At 62.9% G+C, this 21529-nt stretch carries 18 protein-coding genes; 6 read left to right on the forward strand and 12 right to left on the reverse strand.

The window, feature by feature from the left end:
- Together EN943_RS20640 and EN943_RS20645 are read right to left on the reverse strand one after the other, a co-directional pair.
- A partial coding sequence (locus tag EN943_RS20640) for an MFS transporter (RefSeq protein WP_164778289.1) occupies positions 1 to 987 on the reverse strand: 987 nt, incomplete at its 3' end.
- A gap of 60 nt (positions 988 to 1047) precedes the next feature.
- Positions 1048 to 2037 (reverse strand): AraC family transcriptional regulator, encoded by a 990-nt coding sequence (locus EN943_RS20645; RefSeq protein WP_206522785.1) that lies wholly within the window; start codon positions 2035 to 2037, stop codon positions 1048 to 1050.
- 160 nt (positions 2038 to 2197) lie between these two features.
- On the opposite strand from EN943_RS20645, the gene EN943_RS20650 reads away from it, so the two are divergent.
- Together EN943_RS20650 and EN943_RS20655 are read left to right on the forward strand one after the other, a co-directional pair.
- On the forward strand, positions 2198 to 4033 hold the full coding sequence (locus tag EN943_RS20650; RefSeq protein WP_127414410.1) for a monovalent cation:proton antiporter-2 (CPA2) family protein: 1836 nt from the start codon (positions 2198 to 2200) through the stop codon (positions 4031 to 4033).
- A gap of 14 nt (positions 4034 to 4047) precedes the next feature.
- Complete coding sequence (locus tag EN943_RS20655; protein ID WP_127414411.1) at positions 4048 to 4593, forward strand: DUF924 family protein; 546 nt, start codon at positions 4048 to 4050, stop codon at positions 4591 to 4593.
- A gap of 27 nt (positions 4594 to 4620) precedes the next feature.
- Here EN943_RS20655 and folK read toward each other — a convergent pair whose 3' ends face one another.
- The 3 genes from folK to folP are packed head-to-tail and all read right to left on the reverse strand — an operon-like array spanning position 4621 to position 6331.
- Positions 4621 to 5133 (reverse strand): 2-amino-4-hydroxy-6-hydroxymethyldihydropteridine diphosphokinase, encoded by a 513-nt coding sequence (gene folK / locus EN943_RS20660; protein ID WP_127272685.1) that lies wholly within the window; start codon positions 5131 to 5133, stop codon positions 4621 to 4623.
- Positions 5117 to 5476, reverse strand: coding sequence for a dihydroneopterin aldolase (folB, locus tag EN943_RS20665; protein ID WP_127414412.1), 360 nt, complete (start codon positions 5474 to 5476; stop codon positions 5117 to 5119). Before folB ends, folK begins: the two co-directional genes overlap by 17 nt.
- A gap of 3 nt (positions 5477 to 5479) precedes the next feature.
- Entirely contained in the window at positions 5480 to 6331 is an 852-nt protein-coding gene (gene folP, locus EN943_RS20670; protein WP_127414413.1) for a dihydropteroate synthase, read from the reverse strand.
- A 103-nt stretch (positions 6332 to 6434) separates the two neighbouring features.
- On the opposite strand from folP, the gene EN943_RS20675 reads away from it, so the two are divergent.
- Together EN943_RS20675 and EN943_RS20680 are read left to right on the forward strand one after the other, a co-directional pair.
- Entirely contained in the window at positions 6435 to 7094 is a 660-nt protein-coding gene (locus EN943_RS20675; RefSeq protein WP_127414422.1) for a DUF922 domain-containing protein, read from the forward strand.
- Positions 7095 to 7295: 201 nt separating this feature from the next.
- Positions 7296 to 8777, forward strand: a complete 1482-nt coding sequence (locus tag EN943_RS20680; protein WP_127414414.1) for an MDR family MFS transporter — start codon at positions 7296 to 7298, stop codon at positions 8775 to 8777.
- A gap of 3 nt (positions 8778 to 8780) precedes the next feature.
- Here the strand turns inward: EN943_RS20680 and EN943_RS20685 are convergent, their stop codons facing one another.
- The 3 genes from EN943_RS20685 to EN943_RS20695 all read right to left on the reverse strand — a co-directional run bounded on the left by EN943_RS20685 (position 8781) and on the right by EN943_RS20695 (position 10805).
- Positions 8781 to 9809 carry an NAD(P)/FAD-dependent oxidoreductase gene (locus EN943_RS20685; RefSeq protein ID WP_127414415.1) on the reverse strand — a complete coding sequence of 343 codons (1029 nt, stop codon included), beginning with the start codon at positions 9807 to 9809 and terminating at the stop codon, positions 8781 to 8783.
- Positions 9810 to 10004: 195 nt separating this feature from the next.
- A complete protein-coding gene (locus EN943_RS20690) occupies positions 10005 to 10325 on the reverse strand; it encodes a 2Fe-2S iron-sulfur cluster-binding protein (RefSeq protein WP_013531878.1) in 321 nt (106 codons plus the stop codon).
- Positions 10326 to 10436: 111 nt separating this feature from the next.
- Complete coding sequence (locus EN943_RS20695; RefSeq protein WP_127414416.1) at positions 10437 to 10805, reverse strand: Hpt domain-containing protein; 369 nt, start codon at positions 10803 to 10805, stop codon at positions 10437 to 10439.
- Positions 10806 to 11077: 272 nt separating this feature from the next.
- Here EN943_RS20695 and EN943_RS20700 point away from each other — a divergent pair, with 272 nt between their 5' ends.
- Positions 11078 to 17386 carry a kinesin gene (locus EN943_RS20700; protein WP_127414417.1) on the forward strand — a complete coding sequence of 2103 codons (6309 nt, stop codon included), beginning with the start codon at positions 11078 to 11080 and terminating at the stop codon, positions 17384 to 17386.
- 188 nt (positions 17387 to 17574) lie between these two features.
- Positions 17575 to 18189 carry a 3'-5' exonuclease gene (locus tag EN943_RS20705; RefSeq protein ID WP_127414418.1) on the forward strand — a complete coding sequence of 205 codons (615 nt, stop codon included), beginning with the start codon at positions 17575 to 17577 and terminating at the stop codon, positions 18187 to 18189.
- A gap of 52 nt (positions 18190 to 18241) precedes the next feature.
- On the opposite strand, the gene EN943_RS20710 is transcribed toward EN943_RS20705, so the two are convergent.
- The 4 genes from EN943_RS20710 to EN943_RS20725 form a co-directional block, all read right to left on the reverse strand.
- The gene (locus tag EN943_RS20710) at positions 18242 to 18949 is read right to left on the reverse strand and encodes an ABC-type transport auxiliary lipoprotein family protein (RefSeq protein ID WP_127414419.1); all 708 of its coding nucleotides are present in this window, start codon (positions 18947 to 18949) and stop codon (positions 18242 to 18244) included.
- Complete coding sequence (locus EN943_RS20715; protein WP_127414420.1) at positions 18930 to 20303, reverse strand: MlaD family protein; 1374 nt, start codon at positions 20301 to 20303, stop codon at positions 18930 to 18932. The genes EN943_RS20710 and EN943_RS20715 overlap by 20 nt, the downstream gene beginning before the upstream one ends.
- A gap of 14 nt (positions 20304 to 20317) precedes the next feature.
- The gene (locus EN943_RS20720) at positions 20318 to 21139 is read right to left on the reverse strand and encodes an ABC transporter ATP-binding protein (RefSeq protein ID WP_127414421.1); all 822 of its coding nucleotides are present in this window, start codon (positions 21137 to 21139) and stop codon (positions 20318 to 20320) included.
- Between the two features lies 1 nt (position 21140).
- Positions 21141 to 21529: ABC transporter permease (locus EN943_RS20725; protein WP_206522786.1), on the reverse strand; the 389-nt coding region annotated here is incomplete at its 5' end.

Here is a 21529-nt window from a genome sequence, read left to right on the forward strand (position 1 = left end):
GCCAAAGGCGAAACCCCACAGCGTAACGAAGCCGAAGGCAACGCCGATATGCGAGCCCCAAAGCACCAAAGTAAGTGCCGCAACCGCCATCAACGCCGCGGTGACTGCGAGGGCCATGTGGATGTTGGTGTCGGCCATGCGGCCGCCGGCGACATTACCGATCACGGCAGCGATGCCAAACCCGAGCAGAGCCAAGGCAATCGGTCCGGTTGTAAGGAGTGTCACCTGTTCGAGGAAGGGACGCACATAGACCGAGCCGGCAAAATGCCCCGTCATCAGCAAAACAATAGCCAGCATGCCGAGTTGGATGCCGCGCCGCCGGGTCAGCCGAAATACATCTGCAAGGCTGTTGCTTGCCGTTGCAGGCAAGGTCGGCAGGCTGAGAAACTGCAGCAGCATGGCAAGCGCGGCCAGCCCCGCCGTCATGGCCATGGCACTGCGCCACCCTATCCAGTCACTGATCAACGCGCCCATCGACGGTGCGGCAATGGTGGCAAGCGAGACGCCGAGGGTGACGATCGCCATGCCCCGACCTGTCGCATTGGCGCCAACCAGCCTCGCCACGACGGCGACCGAAAGTGCCCAGAAAGCGCTGAGAGCGATGCCCAGCCCGGCCCGGCCCAACAGCAACAGCCAGAAATCGGTCGCCAGCGCCGCCAGGATATTGGAACCGACCGCAAGAGCGCTGAGACCAACCAGCACCGCCTTGCGGTTCAAGCGGCCGATGAGAACATTGCTCAACATGGCCGTCACGGCGCCGACGGAAGCGGTGGCGGTGACGACCTGGCCGGCCGTCCCCTCGCTGATGCCGAGATCGCGTGCCATTGGCGTCAGCAGACCTGCGGGCAGGAATTCGGCCGACACCAAGGCAAAGCTGGTGGCAGCCAATGAAATGACCGCGAACCAGGTGGCTGCGCTCCACGCGGCTGGTGCATCGGCATCAAGGCCAATCGCGGCGTCTTCAATCTGTAATGTTGTGTCAGTCACGGAAAGATCTCCAAAGTTTGGAGGTCTTAGATAGGCGAGTCCGTTCGGATGATATGTATCTTAGAATCCGAAATTCATATCCATTCGTCCGGGAATTGTGCGACGCACAACGCCTGGCGAGACATTGGTAATGCGCTTGAACGCGCGCGCGAAGGATGCCTCGGAATCATAGCCCAAACGGGTAGCGACTTCGGCAACCGACAAGCCATTTTGGCCCAGCAATTCGCGGGCAAGCTGCATGCGCAGGCGGGCGAGATAGTGTGCGGCACCCTCCCCCAATACCGCACTGAAACGCTCGGCGAAAATCGAACGCGATTGGCCTGCCACGCCGGCCAGACTTCCCAGCGTCCAGTTGTGGCCGGGGTCGCGGTGCATGGCCGCCAAAGCGCGGCCTATATGGGGGTCGCGGATGGCTGCGAGCCAACCGGTGGTCGAGGCTCCATTGCAATTGACCCAGCAGCGTATGAGCCGTGCCGTTAGCAAGTCGGCCATACGCGACAGAATCGTGGCGCTGCCCATCTGCGGTTGCGAGGCCTCCACCGTCATGGCCGCCAGCAAAGGACCGACGACCGGGTCATTGCCGGCCACGTCGCAACCCTTGATGACAGGCGGCATCAACGTGATCAATGGGTTGAGCGCATAGGAGTCCAAGGCCATGGAGCCGCAGAAAAGGGTGCTCGTCGCGCCCGTTCCTTGCCGTATCACTTCGCAGACGTTGCCCCCCAACTTGATCACCTGGCAACCTTCAAGCGAGTCCCCTGCAACGTCCGGCGCGCTCGCCAGCCGATGGGCGATGCCTTGCGGCAGCAGCACCAGATCGCCATCGCGCAACTCCTGCCAGCCTTGCGATTCAGTATGAATCCAGCACGGGCCCTGGCCGACAAAGTGAAACCGAAGCAGCTGTTGTTGCGGAAAGTCTATGCTCCATGGGTGCCGGAGCTCGCAGCGGCCATAGTTGACACCACTCAAGCGAAAGTCTTGCAGAACTTCGCTGAGCGCATCCATCGGGATATGTGGCGTCGAAGACGGGCGGGACGAATAGTCAGGCATGTACCTGATATAGATGCCGAACGTCCGGCAGGCAAGCGGGGACCGTTGTTCCACCAGGTGAATCGTTGCAGCGGCATCCTACCCTTCCCGGCAGATTTCTCGCCTTGCCTCCCACTCCAACTGCATGCAAGGAGTTCTGCTACACACAGGGACAAGAGGCATGGCGGCGGAAGCATCGGGCAGTGATCTGGTTCAGGTGGTGGCACTGCTTGCTGCCGGCGTCGTTGCCGTTCCGATCTTCAAGCGCATGGGCCTTGGCTCGATCCTCGGCTATCTGGCCGCCGGCGTGGTGATCGGCCCGTTCGGCCTCGGCGTCTTTTCCGAATCGGAAGCCATTCTTCATGTCGCCGAACTCGGCGTGGTGATGTTCCTGTTCATCATCGGGCTGGAAATGCAGCCGTCGCGGCTATGGGGCCTGCGCCGCGAGATCTTCGGCCTCGGCGCGCTGCAGGTTGGTGTCTGCGCGCTTCTGCTGACAGGCGTCGGCATGGCTGGAGGGTTTCCGATCGCGCAATCCTTCGTCGCCGGCGCCGGCTTCGTGCTGACCTCGACGGCGATCGTCATGCAACTCCTCGAGGAACGCGGTGAAATCGCCGCACCGAAAGGCCAGCGCATCGTATCGGTCCTGCTGTTTGAAGACCTGGCCATCGTGCCGCTGCTGGCCCTGATCGCGTTCCTGGCGCCCGGTGGAGCCGACACCAGCCTGTCGGAGCGGCTGACCGAGGTCGCCATCGGGCTCGCCGCGATCGTCGGCCTGGTGGTGGCAGGCCGCTATCTGCTCAATCCGTTCTTCCGCATCCTGGCGGATGCTCGTGCCCGCGAGGTGATGACCGCGGCAGCGCTCCTGGTCGTTCTCGGATCCGCCCTCGCCATGCAGCTCAGCGGCCTGTCGATGGCGATGGGTGCCTTCCTGGCCGGCGTGCTTTTGTCCGAATCGACTTTCCGCCATCAGCTCGAAGCCGACATCGAACCCTTCCGCGGCATCCTGCTTGGTCTGTTCTTTCTCGCGGTGGGCATGTCGCTCGACCTGCATGTGGTCGCGGCGAACTGGCGGCTGATCGCCGTCTATGTCGTCGCCTACATGGTGATGAAGGCGTTCGGTATCTACATCGTCGCCCGCATCCTGAAATCAGGCCACCGCGAAGCCCTGGAGCGCGCGGTCTTCATGGCACAAGGCGGCGAATTCGCCTTTGTCCTTTACTCGGCGGCCGCAGCGGTCGGCATCATCGACGGCAACGCCAATGCGACGCTGACGGCGATCGTCATCATCTCCATGGTGCTGACGCCTCTGGCCATCATCGCCTTGCGCTATCTGACGCCGCGCGACGAGCAGTCGCTCGACGGCGTCGATGTCGCCGATGGCCTGACCGGCAGCGTGCTGGTCATCGGCTTCGGCCGCTTCGGCCAGATTGCCAGCCAGCCGCTGCTGCTGCGCGGCATCGACGTCTCGATCATCGACAATGACGTCGAAATGATCCAGGCGGCGGCCGATTTCGGCTTCAAGGTTTACTATGGCGACGGCACGCGGCTGGACATCCTTCACGCGGCCGGTGCCGGCCGGGCGCGCGCCGTGCTGATCTGCGTCGACAAGGCCGATGCCGCAGTCCGCATCGCGGAGCTCGTCAAGGCAGAGTTTCCCTTGCTCACGGTGCTGGCACGAGCTTTCGATCGCGGTACCGCGCTGCAGCTCATTCGCGCCGGCGTTGATTACCAACTGCGTGAAACCTTCGAATCTGCCCTTGTTTTCGGCGGCTCGGCCCTGGAATCGCTGGGGGTCGATCCCGAAGACGTGGCTGAAACGATCGAAGACGTCAGGCGCCGCGACACCGACCGCTTCGAAACCCAGCTCGCCGAGGGCATTCGCGCCGGGCAGCGCTTCCTGAGAGGCAATATCGGCACGCCGATTCCGACACCGCTCTCCACGCCGCGCCGGCCTGGTCAGGCACTCAATGAAGAGACCGCGGGTGTGCTGCACAAGTCCGAACCCGCCGATTGAGCAAGGAACGAGACATGGAATTGGACAGCGGAGCCCTGTCGGTCACCAAATTCTGGCGCGATGCTGGCGAGGATGCCTGGTTCGAGAAGAACGAAGCATTCGATGCCGAGTTCCGCGACCGCTTTCTCGGCCTGCACTACGCGGCCGCGCGGCGTGAATGCGACGACTGGCTGGAGCATGCCGAAGGCTCGCTGGCGCTGATGATCCTGCTCGATCAGTTTCCGCGGAACTGTTTTCGCGGCACCGGCCATATGTACGCGACCGATCCGCTCGCCAGATATTTCGCAGAGAGGGCGATCGCGGCTGGTCATGACCTGGCACTCGAGGAAGAACTCCGCGTTTTCCTCTACCTGCCTTACGAGCATTCGGAACTGCTGGCCGACCAGGACATTTCGGTCGAGCTGACGCGGGCCAGGGCAGAGCCCTACCTGAAGTATGCTGTCGAACACCGCGATATCATTCAGAATTTCGGCCGTTTTCCGCACCGAAACAGGATGCTTGGCCGGGAAACCACCCCGCAGGAGCAGACGTTCCTGGATGATGGCGGATTCGCCGGCTGAAGATCGGGCAACTGCCTCGTCCGGACCTCAGGCCAGCCACCAATCCCGGCCGGACGACAATCGCTCGATGCCTGAGGTATCGACGGCGACCAGACGGTCGGTGATGCTGCGACCGCTGACAACCAGGCCGGGTGCGATCTCGGCCAGCGGCGCCAGCACGAAGGCGCGCTCCAGCATGCGCGGATGCGGCACCTCCAGCCCGGTCTCGTGGATGACGCGGTCACCGAACACCAGAATGTCGATGTCGATCAGCCGCGGCCCCCAGCGCTCCTCCCGGACCCGCTTCAGCTTGCGCTCCGCATCGAGGCAGAGGTCGAGCAAGGCACGCGGTGCAAGCACGGTGGAAATCTCGGCGGCCGCATTGAGAAAATCCGGCTGATCGAGCTTGCCCCAGGGCGGTGTGCGATAAAGCGAGGAGACGCCGGTGACGCGCGTATCCGCGTCGGCATCGAGCATGCGCAGCGCCGCGCCCATGGATTTCGCCGGATCGCCAAGATTGCCGCCAAGGCTGAGATAAACGGTACTATTCGGGCCAGACAACGGTCACCTCGACATAATCGAGCACGCCGGGCACCGGTGCGTTCGGCTTGCGCACCGTGATCTCGGCTTTCTTAATCTGCGGAAAACGCGCCGTCAGCGCACGGGCCACTTCGAGCGCCAGCGACTCGATCAGAAAACGGCGCTGGCCGGTGATGATCTTTTCAATGACGGTGAATGCAACGCCGTAGTGGACTGTATCCTCGATCGAATCCTCGGCAAGTGCCCGTCCGGGATCGACGGTGAGAACGGCATCGACATAGAAACGCTGGCCGAGCCTTTCCTCCTCGTCCAGCACGCCGTGCCGGGCAAAGAAAGCGCAGTTCTTCATGCGGATGACATACATTGCTCAGTTTCTCGCCCGGTCCATCTGACGCGCCAGCATAGCATCCGCTAGTGCCAAAGCGTCCACGTTGAATGCGACATCATGGACGCGAAACAGATCGGCGCCCTGGAGCCTCAATATAACGCTGGTCGCCGCTGTTCCGACCCCTCTGTCGGCGGCATCACGGCCGGTGACCGTGCCGATGAAGCGTTTTCGCGACGTACCGACCATCAGCGGCAATCCGAGTGCATGCAATTCCGAAAAGCGCGCCATCAGGTCGAGATTTTCCTCCGCCGTCTCCTTGGCGAATCCGAAACCGGGATCGAGCACGATATGATCGTCGGCGATGCCGTTCTGGCGGGCGATTTCCAGCGACCTTCGCAGGAACGTCAGTTGATCGGCAATCACATCCGGCAGCTTCTGGCGATCCCGCCCGGTATGCATGATGACAAGCCCGGCGCCGGTGTCGGCGGCGACGCGCGCAATATCGGGCTCGCGCTGCAAACCCCAGACATCGTTGACGATATGCGCGCCGGCGGCGACCGCCAGCCGCGCCGTGTCGGCACGATAGGTGTCGACCGAAATCAGCACCTCGCTCGCGCCCGACAGCGCTTCGATCACCGGCAGGATGCGGGCCTGTTCCTGGCTGGCCGATACCGCGGCAGCACCTGGGCGCGTCGATTCTCCGCCGACATCGACAACCAGTGCCCCTTCTCCGATCATGCGGCGCGCCTGGGCCAGCGCCTTTTCAGGGGCGTCGAACTGGCCGCCGTCGGAAAAGCTGTCGGGCGTGACATTGAGGATGCCGACGACCACGGCCTTGCCGCCAAGGTCGAGATGGCGTCCATGCGCCAACTGCCATCGCCTGGCCGTCATTGCTCATCGACCATGGAGTTCATCAATCATGTGTGATCCCTGGCGGATCAATTTCATTGCGCCGGCAACGGCCGTAAAGCAAGGTGGTCGAAGAGGCAACATGATGAAACGATCCATGCTTGGCATGAAAAAACAGTCATTGGGCGTGACACAATCCTTGGTTTGCGCGCTGCTGCTCGCCATGACGCCGCACCCGGCGGCTGCGGCCAATCTCGTCAAGACGTACAGCTATTTCGCCATTGGCGGCAGCACGCTCGACGACATCGAGGCACAACTCTCCAAACGCGGGCCGGAGGTGAAAAGCACCGGCACGCGGCACCCGGGCGCCACGCAAATGGCCTTCACCACCCGTATCAGCTATGCGCAGACACCGAGTTCCTGCCGGATCGCCGACGCGGTGGTGACCGTCAAGGTGAAGGTAATCCTTCCCGAGTGGCGCCGCCCGCGCAAGGCCGATGCCGATGTCAGGCTGTTCTGGGATACGCTGTCCGCCGACATCAAGCGCCATGAGGAGCGCCATGTCGAAATCGCCAAGAACCATGGCGGCGAACTCGAAGACGCCTTGAAGGCCACCTACCCGCAAAAGAACTGCGACGCCGCCAAGGCCAAGGCGGCCACGATCACCGCGGCTGTTCTGGCCAGGCACGACCGCGCCCAGCTTCAGTTCGACCGCGTCGAAAGCGTCAATTTCGAAAGCCGCATCTTGCGGCTGCTGCGCTACCGCATGGAGCGCATCGGCAACGGCCGGCTGCCGCCGGCCTGAACGCACCCGACCTGAAGCCAAATTGGCCGAAGCGTAGTGCCAGATTCGAAAAACTTTCGAGCCGCTGTCGAAACCGGCCTATATGGGACGACATATATCAGGCTCGCCAGACGAGCTTAAAACACCAATGCGATCCAAACGGTCAAGAACCGGAACGGCCGAACAGCGCCGGTCAAATCGCAAGCTTATGGATGAACGATCATGGACCAGGCTGTCGATAGCAAAACGATGGCGGAAACCGGCACGCCGATAACAGAGAGCGAAAAGAACGCCATTATCGGCGGCGTGCTGTTGTCGATGCTGTTGGCTGCACTCGACCAGACCATTGTCGCGCCGGCCATGCCGACCATCGGGCATGCGCTCGGAAACGCACACTATCTGCCCTGGATCGTCACCGGTTATCTCCTGACCGCTACCGCCGTGGCTCCGCTCTACGGCAAGATTTCCGACGTCTACGGCCGCCGGCCGACCGTCTATGCCGCGATCCTGATCTTTCTGGCGGGATCGCTGGTCAGTGCGATGGCGCCCAACATGTTTGTGCTGGTTGTCGGGCGGGCGATCCAGGGCGCCGGTGGCGGCGGCTTGTTCGCTTTGACGCAGACCGTCGTTGGCGATCTCGTGCCGCCGCGCGAGCGGGCCCGCTATGCCGCCTGGTTCTCCGGCACATGGGCTGTCGCCAGCGTTGCCGGTCCGTTGCTCGGCGGCACTTTCGCGGAGCACCTGCACTGGTCACTGATCTTCTGGATCAACATTCCGCTTGGTCTGCTTGCGATGGCGATCATCAACAAGCCGCTCAAGAAACTGCCCGTTGCCGCAAAGCGCCATCGCATCGACGGCCTGGGCGCGTTGCTTCTGATCGTTGCCACGGCGCTGCTGCTGCTCGCATTGAACTGGGGCGGCAGCGCCTATCCCTGGATTTCGCTTGAAGTCATCGGCGTCCTCTGCGGTTCGGCGATTTTCTGGGGCGCTTTTGCCTTGCGGCTTATGCGAGCCGCCGAGCCGCTCATCTCACTCGAAGTGCTTGGCAATCCAATCGTTCTGGCGGGTACGCTTTCGATGTTCCTGCTTCAGGCCGCAAGCGTCGGCATGGCTGTGTACCTGCCCGTCTATCTTCAGGCGGTGCTCGGCCTGTCGGCAGCTGAGTCGGGCATCGCAATGCTAGGGCTTCTGCTGGGGACCGTCGGCGGGGCGGCATTCAGCGGGCGCATGATACCGCATTTCACCCACTACAAGCGCATTGCAATGGTGGGCGTCGTCTTCAGCATGCTGTGCCTCTGCCTGCTGGCCGTCGTCGCGGGATATGCAACGCTGCTGGAGGTGGAGGTCTTGACGATTTGCATTGGGTTTGGAACCGGAACGACGTTTCCGGTCACCACCGTGTCGGTCCAGAACGCCGTCGATCGCGTGCATCTGGGCGTCGCGACGGGCGTGCTGACATTCCTGCGTTCGCTTGGCAGTGCGCTTGGTGTCGCGATGCTCGGCGCGGTCGCTCTGGGTTACGGCTTGCCGCTTGCCGGTGAAGTCGTGCGGATCGCTGGCCATAGCGCGACGGTCGAGCCGTTCGTGATGATCTTTGCCGTCGCCGCCGCTACATTGCTGCTGGGGCTGATCACGCTGACGCTGATGCCCGAAAAGGAACTTCGCGGTTACGCCGACAATGCGGCGCCGATGCTGGCCGAGTAAAGTTCAGCCGGAGACACCGAGCTTCTTCTGCAGGCTGGTCGATGAGGTCGTGTACTGGAAAACGATGCGCTCGCCGGGGCTGATGATGCGCTTGGCGGCCTGCGCCATCAGCGCCACTTCGTGGAAACCCGACAGGATCAGCTTCAGCTTGCCCGGATACCAGTTGATGTCGCCGACCGCGAAGATGCCGGGCACCGATGTCTGGAACTTCTCAGTATCGACCGGAATAAGGTTCTCGTGAAGGTTGAGACCCCACTCCGCGATCGGTCCGAGCTTCATGGTCAGGCCGAAGAACGGCAGCATGCGCGTGCAAGGCACCTCGACGTCGCCATCCGGTCCCTTGATGGTGGCCGATGACAGCTGGCCGTCGGCACCGCTCAATCCGGTCACCTGCCCGACCTGGAACTCCAGCTGCTTCATCTCCTGCATGGCATACATCTTGTTGACGCTGTCGGGAGCGGCACGGAACTCTGGCCGCCGGTGCACCAGCGTCACGCTCTTTGCCACCGGCTGCAGGTTCAGCGTCCAGTCGAGTGCCGAGTCGCCGCCGCCGACAATGACGAGGTCGTGGCCGCGAAAATCCTCCATCCGGCGCACCGAATAGAAGACACTCTTGCCTTCATAGGGCTCTATGCCGGGGATCGGCGGACGCTTGGGCTGGAAAGAGCCGCCGCCGGCGGCAATCACCACTACCTTGGCCTCGAACACCTCGTTTTCGTCGGTGGTGACGCGAAAACTGCCATCCTCCAGTTTTTCCAGGCTGGAAACCATTCGGTTGTAGCTGAAATCAGGCTTGAACGGCGCGATCTGCTCGAGCAATTTGTCGACCAGCCCCTGCGCCGAGATCGAAGGCCAGCCTGGAATGTCGTAGATCGGCTTTTCCGGATAGAGTTCCGCGCATTGGCCGCCCGGCCGATCGAGAATGTCGATCAGGTGGCACTTCATGTCGAACAGGCCGAGCTCGAACACGGCAAACAGGCCAACCGGCCCTGCCCCGACAATAAGCACGTCTGTCCTGGTGATGTCGGTCATGCCTGTGCCTCGCTGCGCAGGGCCCCGAAAATCGGATCGATTTTCGGAAAGGATCATGCGCAAATTAAAGTGCTACAGCGTCCTTTGCGCGTCCACGAGGACGCGCGGCGCTGTAGTGAAACAGCAGGACACTGCATGACCATCGCTCCGCTGCCAAGCCACAGCGGGAAAAATCAGTTGGCAAAGATACCGCGTCTATCCCTGGCGGGCAGGCACCCGCACGACCAGACCGTCAAGCGCATCGCGGACCTTGATCTGGCATGACAGGCGCGAGTTGGGCTGGACGTCGTAGGCGAAGTCCAGCATGTCCTCTTCCATCGCTTCCGGCTCGCCGACTTCGGCTGTCCAGGCTTCGTCGACATAGACGTGACAGGTGGCACAGGCGCAGGCGCCGCCGCATTCGGCCTCGATCCCGGGCACGGCGTTGCGGATCGCGTTCTCCATGACCGTAGAGCCGTTCTCGGCGTCCATGTCGAAATGCGTGCCGTCATGGGCAATGAAAGTCAGCTTGGTCATTTGTCACCTGAAGGGAGTTCCAGCCGAGATAATCACTCAGGCTGACAAGTCAACTGCCGCATGAAAGCGCCGCCCGATGACGTTTTTCCGCAAATCGGGTTCGGCGCGGATTCAGCGGCTGATTGCGGCGATGAAATCGCGCACTTCGTCGATCAGCGTGCCAAGCCGCTTGAGCGTCTGGCCGTCTTCCGGCCGGTGCTCGATCTCGGTGGCGCAATCGGCGATGGCAAAGGCGCCGACGCCCCGTGCCGAACCCTTCAATCCATGGGCGAGCAGAAGCCGGTCCTTGATGTCGGCGTCGACTATTCTGTCGCGCACGGACAGCGCCTGCTGTACAAACAGCGCCAGCACCTCCTGCTCGAGGCTGCGGTCGCCCATCGTCTGGCGGGCAAGGTGTGCCAAATCGACCGGGCGTGACCGTCTTGGTCCGGATACGTCGCCCCCGGGCATTGAGAAGGCAATGCCGCTTTCGCCACGCATGAACTCGAACTCCGTTTCTTCGATTTGCCCAAAAACCTAGGCGAATCCAATGGACAACGGGTTAATGATTGGCCGGAAAAAATGTTGCCAAAGCGGCGCCCAAATCACAGTTCCGTTAACCTTATATTTAAAGTTTTACGTATCCCGCGGAATGCATGTTTTCTTTACCCCCCTGTGTCATTACGATACGAGGGGTCCATTTTCAGCCTCCTGCGCGTGGTACGACGAACAGAATTATAAGCCCGCGGCAGCTAGTACAGGGTAGCGAAGGCATGGCAAAGAAACCAACGACGACGAGAACTCTCGACAGCGAAGTGGCCAGGGAACTGGAAAAGGCGCTCGATCTCGACCTCAGCAACGAGATCGGCAGCGGCGACCTCGACATCGCGGCTTCGATGGAGGATCTGGAAGCGCAGATATCCCAGGCGGCTGACGAGTTGGCGCGCGAGGGACGCAATCATAAGCCGGAACAGAACCCGGAGCCCGTGGTCAATCAGAACCACGCAGCGAAACCCGCGCCCAAGGCCAAGCCTGCCGAATTGCGCCCCGTGGAATCGCGCAATGGCGCCCAGCCCGCTGGTTTCGCACCGGCCAATGACGATCGCCAGAAGGACTACAAGACGCTCCTGCACAGCCTCAACAGGCGTGCCTCGAACACCATTTACTGGGTCGTCGCCTTCGTTTCGCTCGCCTGGTTCGCCGGCGCCGGTGGTTTGGCCAATCTGCTTTTCGGACCGAGCATCTGGAGAATCCGTACGCTCGACCAGTTCCTTGCCCGTCCGGAACTGATCGGCCTTGCGGTCGCGGCCATCGTGCCCGTCATCCTGTTCTGGGCCTTCGCCGCCATGATTCGCCGCGCCCAGGAAATGCGCATCGCCGCACAGTCCATGACCGAAGTGGCCTTCCGCCTGACCGAGCCGGAAAACCTTGCCCAGGATCGCGTCATGATGATCGGCCAAGCCGTCCGTCGCGAGGTCGCGGCCATGGGCGAAGGCATCGAACGCACGCTTGCCCGCGCCGTCGAACTGGAAACGCTGGTCCACAGCGAAGTCAACCAGATCGAACGCTCCTATTCCGAGAATGAATCCCGCATCCGCTCGCTGGTCGACGGGCTCGGCAGCGAGCGCGAAGCCGTCGTCACCCATGCCGAGCGCGTCCGCGCCTCGATCACCGGCGCGCATGAGACGCTGAAGGACGAGATCGGCGCCGCCTCCGACATCATCCGCGACTCGATCCTCAATGCATCGACCAAATTGTCGATGACGATCACCAATTCCGGCGACACGCTCATCGACCGCATCAACGAAAGCTCGATGTCGATCTTCGATTCGGTGGAAGGCCGGCTCGATTCGATCACCGACCGGCTGTCGACCTCGGGCGAGGCCTTCGCCAGCCTTCTCGACACCCGCATTGCCAAGCTGACGGACACCACGGACGGCCTGACGCGGTCGTTGACCGATCTGCTCGACGATCGCACCACCGGCATGGTGTCGCTGCTTGGCGGCGCCGCACGCACCCTCAATTCCGAATTCGAGGCCAGCCTCAACGGCATCGAGCGCACGCTCGCCGAACGCGGCCAGGCACTGATCAGCGAGTTCCAGACCCGCGCCGAGGCGCTCGACACCGGAACGCAGAAGCTCAATGCGGCACTCGAGGCCCGCGCCCGCCAGATCAACGAAACGCTGGTCGAGCGCGCCCGCGAAATCGCGCACACCTTCGCCGAGAGCAAGGACACGCTGTCGGCAATGATCGATCAGGGCAAGACCCAGATCGGTGCCGACATGGCCGACATCGTCACCTCGACCTCCTCCATGCTCGAAGCCCGCGCCAGCGACTTCGCCGGACGCATGGAAGCCGCCCGTCACGTCGTGTCGCGTTCGTTCGACAGTGACATCCAGCGGCTCGCCGACGCCCGCGTCGGCATCGAGGAAGCTGTCGAGAACCACAGCAGGAAACTGTCCGAAAGCCGCGAGCGCATGGCCGCGGCCATGGAGGCCGACCTGGAGAAGTTCGCCGAGGGCCGCGCCGGGATCGATGCGGCGGTGACCAACCAGGTGCAGAAGCTGGCCGAAGGCCGCAGCCTGATCTCGCGCGCTCTCGAAGAGGATCTGCGCAAGGTCAATGAATCGCGGGCAGCCATCGATGCATCGCTCGGCAGCCATCTCGAAAGGCTGGAGGAAGGCCGCAACAGGCTCTCCACTGCCCTCAACGAAGACTCCGGGAAACTGGTGCAAGCTCGTACAATTATTGATGAAATGGTCGCAGGCCATGTCGGCAAGCTCGCCGAGGGCCGCAACATTCTGTCGCGCGCCTTGGAAGCCGATCTCGGCAAACTGTCCGACAGCCGCGCCGACATTGACGGCCTGGTCGCCGGTCAGGTGGAAAAGATCGCCGAAGGCCGCGCCGTGCTCGCCAAGGCGTTGGAAAACGACATCGTCGGCATCAAGAGCCTCATCGAAACCCATTCCGCCAAACTGGCGGAGGACCGCACGCAGCTTTCCCATTCGCTCGACAACGATCTGTCCGGAATACGCGGCCTGATCGAAAGCCATTCGGGACAGTTAGCCGAGGACCGCAGCCTGCTGTCGCAAACGCTCGAAGCCGACCTTGCCAAGCTGGCCGAAAGCCGTTCGAGCATCGACGGTCTGGTCGCCGGTCAGGTCGAGAAGCTGGCCGAAGGCCGCGACATCCTCAAGCGCGCGCTGGAATCAGACCTGAACACGATCAAGGGCGTGATATCGAGCCAGTCGGAAAAGCTGGCCGAGGATCGCGGGCAGCTTTCGCGGGTCCTGGAAACCGACCTGCAGAATGTGAACAGCGTCATCGCCGATCACATGAACAAGCTTGTCCAAGACCGCTCCGCCCTGTCCAGGGCCCTTGAGGAAGACCTCGCCAAGCTGGCCGACAGCCGTTCCAGCATCGACGGGCTGGTTGCCGGTCAGGTCGAGAAGCTTTCCGAGGGTCGCGACATCCTGCGGCGTGCCCTTGAATCCGACCTTAATGCGATCAAGGGCACCATTGCCGATCAGTCGCAGAAACTGGTCGATGACCGGGCACAGTTCGCCCGGGCGCTCGAGGCTGATCTCGAAAGCGTCAACGGCCTGGTCAACAGCCATTCCGAAAGGCTCGTCCAGGATCGTTCAACGCTGTCGAAAGCGCTTGAAGCCGACCTCGAAAACGTCGGCGGCCTCGTCAACAGCCACGCCGAAAGGCTTGTCCAGGAGCGCTCGACCCTGTCGAAGGCGCTTGAGGACGATCTCGCCAAGCTGGCCGAGAGCCGCTCCAGCATCGATGGCCTAGTCGCCGGCCAGGTCGAGAAGCTCGCCGAAGGCCGCGATGTTCTCAAGCGCGCGCTGGAAGCCGATCTGGCCAAGCTGGCCGAAAGCCGCTCCAGCATCGACGGTCTGGTCGCCGGCCAAGTCGAGAAACTGGCCGAAGGCCGCGACATTCTCAAACGCGCCCTCGAAGCGGACCTGCAGAAGCTGACCGAAAGCCGCGGCGATATCGACGACGTCATCGCCGGACATGTCGGCAAGCTGTCCGAAGGCCGCAATATGCTGGCCCGCGCGCTGGAAGACGATCTGGGCAAGTTGGCCGAGGCCCGCAAGGACGTGGACCGGTCGCTGTCGGGTCACATCGACCAGATCGCCGCCAGGAGCACCGGCATTTCCGACGCGATCGCTGCGGATGTCGAGAAGATCGAGCAGGCGTTCAGCCGCCAGACGGGCATCATCGAGGAGCGCGCCGGGACCATGGAGCGTGCGCTCTCGACAGGCGTCGACAACGTCCGCGCCGTGCTCGAGAAGAGCGCCGTGTTTGTCGCCGGCGCCCTGCGCGAAAAGGTGCTGGAAGTCACCAGCACCCTGCACGAGCAGGCCGGCGCCGCTTTCAGCGACGCCGACCGCAAGATCGCCGAGCGCGCCGAGCAGACGTCCGCCGCCCTGCTGGCGCGGGCCGAAGACATCGCCCGCACCTTCGAGGATGCCGACCGCCGCCTGCACGCCCGTGCGGAAGATACGTCGAACGCCTTGCTTGCCCGCGCGGACGACACGTCCAGCTCGCTGCTGGCCCGTGCCCATGAAACCGCCGATCAGTTGGCTGCTCGCGCAAATCAGATCGCCGGTACCTTCGAAGCGGCGGACCAGAAGCTCGCCGCCCGCGCCCAGGAAACCGCCGATCAGCTGACCGCGCGGGCTCAGGACACCGCCGACCATCTGGCAGCTCGTGCAAGCGAGATTGCCGGCACGTTCGATGCCGCCGACCAGAAGCTGGTCGCCCGCGCCATCGAAACGGCCCAGTCGCTGGCCGCACGCGCCGGCGACATCCTGCGCAACTTCGAAGGCGCCGACCAGCGGCTCGGTATGCGCATCGGCGAATCGGCCGAAGCGCTTGCCGCACGCGCATCGGACCTTGGCCGCATCTTCGATGCCGCCGACCAGCAACTCGTCTCGCGCATTGCCGAAGGTTCGGAAGCGCTGTCCAGCCGTGCATCGGAAATCGGCCGTATCTTCGACGATGCGGATCAGCGTCTGGTGTCGCGCATCGCCAGCAGCACCACCACGATCGGCGAGCATGCCGAGACAATCGTCGGTGCCTTTGCTGATACCGAGCAAAGGGTTGCCGAACGCGCCAGGCGGACCGGCCAGGAAATGGCCGTGCATGCCCGCGAAATCGAGCAGGCGCTTGTCGGCGCCGACGAGCGTTTCGCGTCAAGTGCCGCGGCCGCGGCAGCCCGTGTCGAAGAGCAGGTCTCGGGCGTCGAGAACCGCCTCGCCTTCACGGCCGAGACGATGGGCCAGAAGCTCAACGAGCAGGTGTCGAATGCCGAGGCGCAACTCGTCTCGCGCGCCAACGTGATCGCCGAGACCTTCACCGCGGTTGGCCAGCATATCGGCCAGAGCACCAACGATGCCGCCAAGACGATCGGCGCCAACACCCGCGAACTCAACACCATGCTCGCGGCACGTTCGGCCGAAATGTCAAAGATCCTCGACGAAACCGCACGGCCCTTGGTCGAGCGCTTCGCCCAGGGCGGCTCGGAACTGCAAAAGAGCATGGAAGAGGTCACCGAACGCGCCACCGAGAAGCTGCGCAGCGAGAATGCCGCACTTGTCGACGCTCTCGCCAGCCGCACCGCCGAAACCTTGTCGGCGGTCGAAGGCGCCCGCTCGTCGCTGTCCGACAGCGTCGCCGACCTGATCGGTCGCATGACCAAGTCCAGCTCGCAGCTCGGTCAGTTGATCGACCAGGCCGCGGTCAATCTCGGCCAGGTCGATGAACGCCTGAGCGGCAGCACGCAAAGCTTCGCCGCCACCACCGAGAAGGCCGCGCAGACCTTTGCCAGCTCGGCACGTCTGGTCGATTCGAACACGACAAGGCTGACGGAACTGTCGTCGTCCACCTTGCGCGAGGTCGCGTCGATCGCCACCAAGTTCGACGAGCACAGCCGCCTGCTCTCCAGTGCTTCGGACCTGTTGAGCTCGGCCCAGAGCAACCTCGAACACACGCTCGAACGGCAGTCGTCGCTCGAAGACCTCGCCGTCGGCCTGGTCAAGAAGTCGGAAGATCTCGAAAGGGTCATGCGCTCGTTCGAAAATCTCGTCGGCCAGACGCTGCAGAACGCCGAAGGCAAGACGATGGAGTCGGCCGACAAGATCCGCATCGCCATCACCGACGTCGTCGATTCGGCAACCAAGCGCTTCGCCGATGCGACCGAGGAGATGCGGCGCACCGCGGGCTCGATCAAGAGCGAACTCGACCTGACCCGGGCCGAGCTCAAGAAGGGCGTCATCGAAATGCCGGAAGAGGCAAAGGAATCGACCTCGGCCATCCGCCGCGCCGTTTCCGAGCAGATCAACGCCCTGAAGGAGCTTTCGGACATCGTGGCCAAGTCAGGCCGCGGCGGCGACGGGTCCGAGCCCCGCAATCTGCGTCCGGCGCCGCAAGCGCCGGCCGCACGCGCTGCCGAGCCGCCGCGCCGCGCACCGGCACCGCAGCCGGACCTGCGCACGCCTCAGGCGCCCTTGGGCGGCCCTGCATTGCGCGGCACGCTCGATCTTGAGCGTCCGGCCGAGGCGGCACCGCGTCCGCGCGGCGATGCCAACGCCCGCACGCCTCAGGGCGGCTGGGTGCGCGACCTCCTGACCGCGGCGTCAAATGACGAGGACCTGAGGTCGGTAACACCGTCGGCGCCCGCGGAAGCACCGCGCTCGGCTCCTGCCCAGCGCTCGCCCCTGCATGTCGTGGAATCGCTGAACTCGCTCTCCGTCGACATCGCGCGGGCCATCGACCACGATGCTTCGATCGAGCTGTGGAACCGCTACCGGCGCGGCGAGCGTGACGTGTTCACAAGGCGGCTCTACACGCTTAAGGGCCAGCAGACGTTCGACGAGATCCGTCGCAAATATCAGGCCGAGGCCGAGTTCCGCGCCGCTGTCGACCGCTACTGCGACGATTTCGAGAAGCTGCTCAAGGATGTCTCCCGCAACGACCGCGACAACATCATGGCGCAGACCTACCTGACCTCGGACACCGGCAAGGTCTACACCATGCTGGCCCACGCCAGCGGTCGCCTGCACTAAAACAGGAATTGAACAGGCGGGGCCATGGTCCCGCCTGTGCCTGCTCTAGACCTCCGGCACGCGCTGAACCTGCCCGCAACAGGCCTTGCGAGACTACCGATGCCTTCGGACTCCGCCCTAAGTCGATTTCCCGACGGCACTATAATTCACCCACAGTACCGCTGCCCTGACGCTCAAAGGGTGTTATCGTGAAGACGGCAATCATATTCGACTGCGAGTTTCTTTGCCTTGAGGGCTCGCAACGCAGATTCTGGTGCGCCGCCCACGATCCTGACCCGGTGATCGCACAGATCGGCGCGATCAAGCTTGGACTCGAGGACGATTTTCCAATGCTCGGCACACACAAGGCCTATATCAGACCGGTCGACCGGTTTGGTCAGAGATACGCCCTCGACCCGTTCTTCACCAAACTGACCGGCATTACCGAGGAAGATCTGGAGACCGAAGGGGTGGCGCTGGGAGATGCCCTCGCCGACGTCGATCGCTTTTCCGGAGGGTCGAGATTGTGGTCCTGGGGCAAGGACGAATTGAACATGATCGCCATCAGCTGCTATGTCGCGGGCATTCAGCCTCCGATCCCGGCCACCCGGTTTGACAATGCCGTCAAGCTGCTGATCGCTGCCGGAATGCCGATCGAGGATCTGGCGAGAACGCCGAGCAACAAGCTTGCGGACTACCACGGCGTCGAGCACCCGCCATTGCAGGGGCACGACGCGCTCGATGACGCGCTGTCCGTGACCTATACCCTGCAGCACCTGATGAAGACCGGAAAGCTCCGCCCGGAAATCTTCGACCGCTTGTAGGTAGAGAAGCCTGATGAGATGAAACCTGGTGGAATTCCGGCGCGCCCCGCGCTCAGATCACCGAATCCGTCCAGCGCACGATCTGCCCGGCGGCATCGCCGAACGCCTTGTCGAGCGCGGTGATATAAGCAGGATTGCCGCTTCCCGAGACGGGTGCGGCTGCGGTGAAGCTCCTGGAAGCACGGACCTCGCCGTTGCGATCGTTCAGGATCCGCACAAACAGATCGACCTCGGCATGTTCGCCGCCGTCGACACGCACCTCGAAGGAGCGGATTTCGACGATCACCTGGTAATCGATCGCCAGGCCCTCGCCCGGCTTGCCGACGCCGGCGAAGCTGCCTGAACGCTGGAAGGTCTCGGCCAGCCGCGCCTGCACGATCAGCGGCAGCCGGTCGGCCCATTGCGCGCCCTTGAGATACTGGATCGAGCGATCCGACGGCTTGATGACGATGTTCTGGCTGTCCAGCGCCTTGAGCGCCGACGGCTGCGCGATCAGGATCTGCTTGCGGCTATGGCCATGCGCGTCGACCGAAGGCGCCGACAGCTCGAACGTATCGAGCGGCGCGGGCTTGCCGCCCAACACCGCGCAGCCGGCCAGCGCCAAGGCAAGCAGTGCCGCAGCCGATGTCAACCCGCCCGTTTTCACCCACACAGACTTCACGCGCGATCCCCGTTGTCCCCGGATCGTAAGATCGACCCGCTTTCGCGGCTCATGTTTCTGGGGCGCGCCGACGCCGAAGTCAACGCCGCGCCCTGCCATCGAATTGCCGAACCTCGCCGTCGCCACCCGAAAGGATACGCTGCGGATTGCGGCTGAGATCGGTTACCGCCTCTTCGATGCGGCTGATCGAACGACGGCTGTCCTGCACCAGCGCTTCGACATTCGAGAGCCCCTGGCCCGAGAAGCGCGCCAGATTGTCGGTGATCACGCCAAGGCGCGAATTCAGCGTGTCGGCAACCTGCTTGAACGACTTCAGCGTGTTCCTGGCATCGGCCATCAAGCCGTCGGCCTGCCCCGAGCCGAGCAAGGTATCGACCTTGGCGAGGATGCCATCGACACGCACCGAGGCATCGTTGAGCCGTTGCGCGAGTTGTTTGGCGTCCTTGATCGTCTGGTCGATATCGTCGGCCCGGTTGGCGAACTTGTGGGTCACCTCCGCGATGTCGGCGGCCGCCTTGTCGGCGCTTTCGCTGGCCTTCTGGATATTGGCAAGTGCCGAGCGCACCTGCGCCGGATCGATGCCGTCGAGCACGCCGTCAACCTTGGCCAGCGTGCCTTGCGTCTGCTTGGCGAAATCGTTGACCGACCCCACCGCCGTATCGACATTCTTGATCACGCCGTCGAGCTGTTTCGACGTCTCCTTGAGGTTACCGGTAACCGTATCGACATTGGCGACGATGCTCTTGATCTTGTCCTTGTCGACGGCGTTGAGAAGGCCTTCGGCCGCCTTCAGCGTGCCATCGAGTTTGCCGGAAACGCCTTTCAGCTCATCGGCCAGCGTGCTGGCGGCGGACAGGAACTTGTCGATGCCGTCCGAATTCTTGGCCAGCGCATCGGAGAAGGTCTGGACATTCTGGACGGTCTGCGTCAGCGGCCCGCGAACGTCCTTGGTGAAGCCTTCGAGCTCGGTCAGCACCTTGTCGGCGCGGGTGAAGATATTCTGCGCCGTCTGCAAGAGGTTGGTCACCGCCGACGGGTTGGCGACGATCTCGGCGACCTTGCCTTCCTTTTCCGCCTGGTCGAGAAGCTTTACCTCCTTGGGATCGGCGCCCTTAAGTTCGATATTGGCCTGCCCGGTCAGCCCGGCAAGCCCGATATCGGCTTGCGTCGATTTGGTAATCGGCGTCATGCGGTCGATCTCAGTATCGGCGATGGCAACCGTCGGATTGTCGACATCGATATAGACGCGCTTGACGTCGCCGACCTTGACGCCGTTGAACAGCACGAAACTGCCGCGGCCAAGCCCGGACGCCGAGCCCGGAATGCGCACGCGCAGCAACGTCGTCTCGCCCTTGTCGCCGATCGCCGCCGTCCAATAGACGAAGGCAAACGCCGCCAGGATCGCGGCCAGCGTGAAGATGCCGACAATGACGTAATTGGCTCTGGTTTCCATTGTCCCACTTATGGCTATGCGCGCGCCGCAAGATCAAGTTGCCGGGCGCGTTTTCCGCGGAAATAGGACTTTACCCACGGTTCCTCGCTCTTCAGCATGTCGTCGATGGTGCCTTCGACCAGCACTTTCTTCTTGCCGAGCACGGCCACCCGGTCGCAAGCGGTGAACAGCGTGTCGAGATCATGCGTCACCATGTAGACGGTCAGATCCATCGTATCGCGCAGCTTGACCACCAGCTCGTCGAACTCCGCCGCGCTGATCGGATCGAGGCCCGATGTCGGCTCGTCGAGGAAGACGATGTCGGGATCGAGCGCCAGCGCGCGGGCCAGCGCGGCGCGCTTGATCATGCCGCCGGACAGTTCGGACGGGAATTTCTGCGCCGCGTCCGGTGGCAGCCCGACCAGCTCGATCTTGAGCATCGCCAGTTCGTCCATCAGCTTTCGCGGCAAGTCGAGATATTCGCGCATCGGCACCTGGACATTTTCCAGCACCGTCAGCGCCGAGAACAGCGCGCCGTGCTGGAACAGCACGCCAAGCCGCATGTCGATACGCAGACGCTCGGCATCATCAGCTTTCTCGATATCGACGCCGAACAGCTTGATCGTACCCGACTGCTTGCGCGTCAGGCCGAGAATGGTGCGCAGCAGAACGGATTTGCCAGCACCCGAGGCGCCGACAAATCCAAGGATTTCGCCGCGCCTTATGTCGAGCGACAGCCCGTCGAGGATGAGCTTGTCGGCAAAGGAAACGCTGATGTCGTGCGCGGAAAGCACGATGTCGCCCTCGCCCGTGTCATCAGCCAATGCACCTGCCCTTTTCCTGTTTCGCAGCTTCATCTCAGAACTCGATCGCTGCGTAGAACATGGCGAAAAGTCCGTCGAGGATGATGACGACGAAGATCGACTTCACCACCGAGGCGGTGACGTGCTGGCCCAGCGATTCGGCGCTGCCGCCGACCTTCATGCCTTCGACCGAGGCAATCGTGCCGATGATCATAGCCATGAACGGCGCCTTGATCAGGCCGGCGAAGATGGTGCTGAGATCGATGGCGACGCGCAGCCGGTCGATGAAGGCGGCGGGTGGAATGTCGGAATAGAGCCACGCGGCCAGGATGCCGCCGCCGAGTGCGGCGAAATTGGCGATGATGGTCAGGCACGGCAAGGCGATGACCAGCGCCACGAGGCGCGGAAAGACCAGGACACCGATGGGATTGAGCCCGATGACCT

Source organism: Mesorhizobium sp. M7A.F.Ca.US.006.01.1.1, assembly GCF_003997935.1.
Classification (GTDB): Bacteria; Pseudomonadota; Alphaproteobacteria; order Rhizobiales; family Rhizobiaceae; genus Mesorhizobium.

Coding starts and splice junctions, on each gene's coding strand:
- EN943_RS20695 (WP_127414416.1), bottom strand. CDS start 10,805: ATGCGTGGCGAAAGCGGCATTGCCTTCTCAATGCCCGGGGGCGACGTA.
- folP (WP_127414413.1), bottom strand. CDS start 6,331: ATGACGGCCAGGCGATGGCAGTTGGCGCATGGACGCCATCTCGACCTT.
- EN943_RS20690 (WP_013531878.1), bottom strand. CDS start 10,325: ATGACCAAGCTGACTTTCATTGCCCATGACGGCACGCATTTCGACATG.
- EN943_RS20680 (WP_127414414.1), top strand. CDS start 7,296: ATGGACCAGGCTGTCGATAGCAAAACGATGGCGGAAACCGGCACGCCG.
- EN943_RS20645 (WP_206522785.1), bottom strand. CDS start 2,037: ATGCCTGACTATTCGTCCCGCCCGTCTTCGACGCCACATATCCCGATG.
- EN943_RS20715 (WP_127414420.1), bottom strand. CDS start 20,303: ATGGAAACCAGAGCCAATTACGTCATTGTCGGCATCTTCACGCTGGCC.
- EN943_RS20655 (WP_127414411.1), top strand. CDS start 4,048: ATGGAATTGGACAGCGGAGCCCTGTCGGTCACCAAATTCTGGCGCGAT.
- folB (WP_127414412.1), bottom strand. CDS start 5,476: ATGTATGTCATCCGCATGAAGAACTGCGCTTTCTTTGCCCGGCACGGC.
- EN943_RS20675 (WP_127414422.1), top strand. CDS start 6,435: ATGAAACGATCCATGCTTGGCATGAAAAAACAGTCATTGGGCGTGACA.
- EN943_RS20720 (WP_127414421.1), bottom strand. CDS start 21,139: ATGAAGCTGCGAAACAGGAAAAGGGCAGGTGCATTGGCTGATGACACG.
- EN943_RS20650 (WP_127414410.1), top strand. CDS start 2,198: ATGGCGGCGGAAGCATCGGGCAGTGATCTGGTTCAGGTGGTGGCACTG.
- EN943_RS20700 (WP_127414417.1), top strand. CDS start 11,078: ATGGCAAAGAAACCAACGACGACGAGAACTCTCGACAGCGAAGTGGCC.
- EN943_RS20710 (WP_127414419.1), bottom strand. CDS start 18,949: ATGGCAGGGCGCGGCGTTGACTTCGGCGTCGGCGCGCCCCAGAAACAT.
- EN943_RS20685 (WP_127414415.1), bottom strand. CDS start 9,809: ATGACCGACATCACCAGGACAGACGTGCTTATTGTCGGGGCAGGGCCG.